Origin of the sequence: Promicromonospora sp. NPDC059942, from assembly GCF_042731755.1 — a bacterium.
GTDB lineage: Bacteria > Actinomycetota > Actinomycetes > Actinomycetales > Cellulomonadaceae > Promicromonospora.
The window spans coordinates 41,798-44,000 of the sequence record NZ_JBHWLR010000014.1 but is presented as its reverse complement, the minus strand read 5'-3'; the positions used below and the strand labels follow the sequence as shown (position 1 = coordinate 44,000).

Here is a 2,203-nt window from a genome sequence, read left to right as displayed (position 1 = left end):
GTGGGGGGTGGGGAGAAGAACCGGCCCCCACCACAACCAAACAAAAAAGGGAGGGGGGGGGGTTTTGGGGTTGGAAACAGGCCAAAAACAAAAAACCCCCAGCACTCAACTTGCCGGCGGGCCGGGCCGGCCGGGTGCCCCGGGGGCGACGGCGTCGGCGGCGCCGTCCTACCCTGCCTGCATGGCAACCGACGACGTCCGCACGCTCACCGAGGCCAAGGCGGTCGCGGCCCTCGCCAACCCGGCCCGCTCGCGCCTGCTCGACTCGCTGACGGCCGAGGGGCCGGCCACGGCGTCGGTGCTCGCCGAGCGGACGGGGCTGGCCGTCGGGAGCATCAGCCACCACATGAAGGTGCTGGCCTCCGCCGCGCTCGTCGAGGAGGCGCCGGAGCTCGCTCGCGACCGGCGCGAACGCTGGTGGCGCCGGGCGGCGCGATCCATCACCTGGGGCCGGTCTACCCTGCCGCCGGACGCGGAGAGCCAGCGTCAGGCGGTGGCCGCCGAGGAGTTCATGCTGGCGCGTCAGGTCGAGCGCGCCCGCACCTGGCTGGAGCGCTCCGAGCAGGACGACGCGTGGAGCAGGGCCGAGCTCTCCACCGACAGCTGGCTGCGCCTGACCCCCGACGAGCTGCAGCAGCTGAGCGACGAGATCAACCAGGTGGTGGGGCGCTGGAAGGAGCGGGGGAGGGCGGCGGCGCCCGACGAGCAGGCCGAGCACGTGTTCCTCTTCGCGCGGGCGTTCCCCTCCCGCCCCTAACCTGCAAGACCTGTTGTACAAGATCTGTTGTACATATACGCTACCCGCATGACCTCCGTCGTGCCCGCTGTCGAGTCAGCGCCCCTGTCCCGCAACCGGGCCTTCGGCCTGCTCTGGCTGGGGGAGGGCGTGAGCGTGGTCGGGAACGCGACGACCAGCGCCCTCCTGCCGCTGCTCGCGGTGACGCAGCTCGACGCCGGGCCGTCCTGGATGGGCCTGATCACCGCGGCGGCCTGGCTGCCGTGGCTCGTCATCGGGCTGCCGGTGGGCGCCTGGGTCGACCAGCTCCCGGCGCGGCCGGTGATGATCGTCGCGAACGTGGCCGCCGCCGTCTCGCTCGCGAGCGTGCCCGTGGCGTTCGCGCTCGGGATCCTCACCCTGACCCAGATCGCGGTGGTCGCCCTGGTGGGCGGCGTCTGCACCGTGTTCTTCCGCACGGCCTACCAGGTGTTCCTGCCCGAGGTGGTGCCCGCCGGCCAGCTCGAGGCGGCGAACGCGCGCCTCTTCGGCACCGAGTCCGCGGCGAACGTGGCGGGGCCCGGCCTCGGCGGCCTGCTGGCGCAGTGGCTGACGGCGGCGCTCGGGCTCGCGCTCGACGCGGCGACGTTCCTCTGGTCGGCGGTGTGCCTGTGGCGCATCCGGCCGGCGCGCGCCGTAGCCCCGCCGTCCGGCCCGGCCGAACCGCTGGTGGCGCGCATCCGGGAGGGCATCGACCTGGTCCGCCGCGACCGCTACCTCCCGTGGTTCGTGGGCATGGGCGGCGCGTCGAACTTCGGGCTCACCGGCTACGGCGCGCTCCTGGTGCTGTTCCTGGTGCGCGATCTCGGGCTGACGGAGTCAGGGGTCGGCGCGGTGCTCGCGCTCGCGGGGGCCGGCGGGGTGCTCGGCGCCGTCGTCGCCCCGTTCCTGAGCGCGCGCCTCGGCAGCGGGCGGGCCTCCACCGTCCTGCTCGTGGTCTCCGGACCCACGGCCCTGCTCGTGGGGGCGGGCCTGCCGGGGTGGGGCGCGGCGATCAGCGGTGCCGGCGGGTTCCTGGTCGGCCTGTGCGTGGTCGCGGGCAACGTGATCCGCAACGCGTGGCGGCTGCGCTACGTGCCCGCCGGGCTGCGGGGGCGCGTGATGACGGTGATGCAGGTCGTGAACTTCGGCACCATGCCGGTGGCCGGCGTCGTCGCGGGCTGGCTCGGCGGGATGCTCGGGGTCCGCGAGACGATCCTGCTCATGGCGGGGGTGCACTGCCTCGCCGCGTGGAGCGTCCTCGTCTCGCCGCTGGCGCGCCTCCGCGAGCTGCCCGCAGGCCAACTGGGCGGCTGACGGGCTGTGGGGTCCCACCAAAACGAACGCGGGTGTGGGGGGGGGTTTGGGGGGGGGAGGGGGGAGAAACACGACGGAGACAGAGGGGAGAGGGGACAAAAAGGAGGGGGGCGTGGTGGTCGGCAAGGAAGG

The 2,203-nt window shown here is 73.8% G+C and carries 2 protein-coding genes; both read left to right on the top strand.

Annotation, left to right across the window (positions count from 1 at the left end; translation table 11 throughout):
- Window positions 1-181 precede the first annotated feature (181 nt).
- On the top strand, window positions 182-757 hold the full coding sequence (locus tag ACFV9Q_RS20950) for an ArsR/SmtB family transcription factor (protein ID WP_377227877.1): 576 nt from the start codon (window positions 182-184) through the stop codon (window positions 755-757).
- A gap of 48 nt (window positions 758-805) precedes the next feature.
- A complete protein-coding gene (locus ACFV9Q_RS20945; RefSeq protein ID WP_377235996.1) occupies window positions 806-2,071 on the top strand; it encodes an MFS transporter in 1,266 nt (421 codons plus the stop codon).
- Window positions 2,072-2,203 lie beyond the last annotated feature (132 nt).

Excerpts from the sequence above, each read along its gene's own strand:
- ACFV9Q_RS20945 (WP_377235996.1), top strand. The coding sequence starts at position 806 with ATGACCTCCGTCGTGCCCGCTGTCGAGTCAGCGCCCCTGTCCCGCAAC.
- ACFV9Q_RS20950 (WP_377227877.1), top strand. The coding sequence starts at position 182 with ATGGCAACCGACGACGTCCGCACGCTCACCGAGGCCAAGGCGGTCGCG.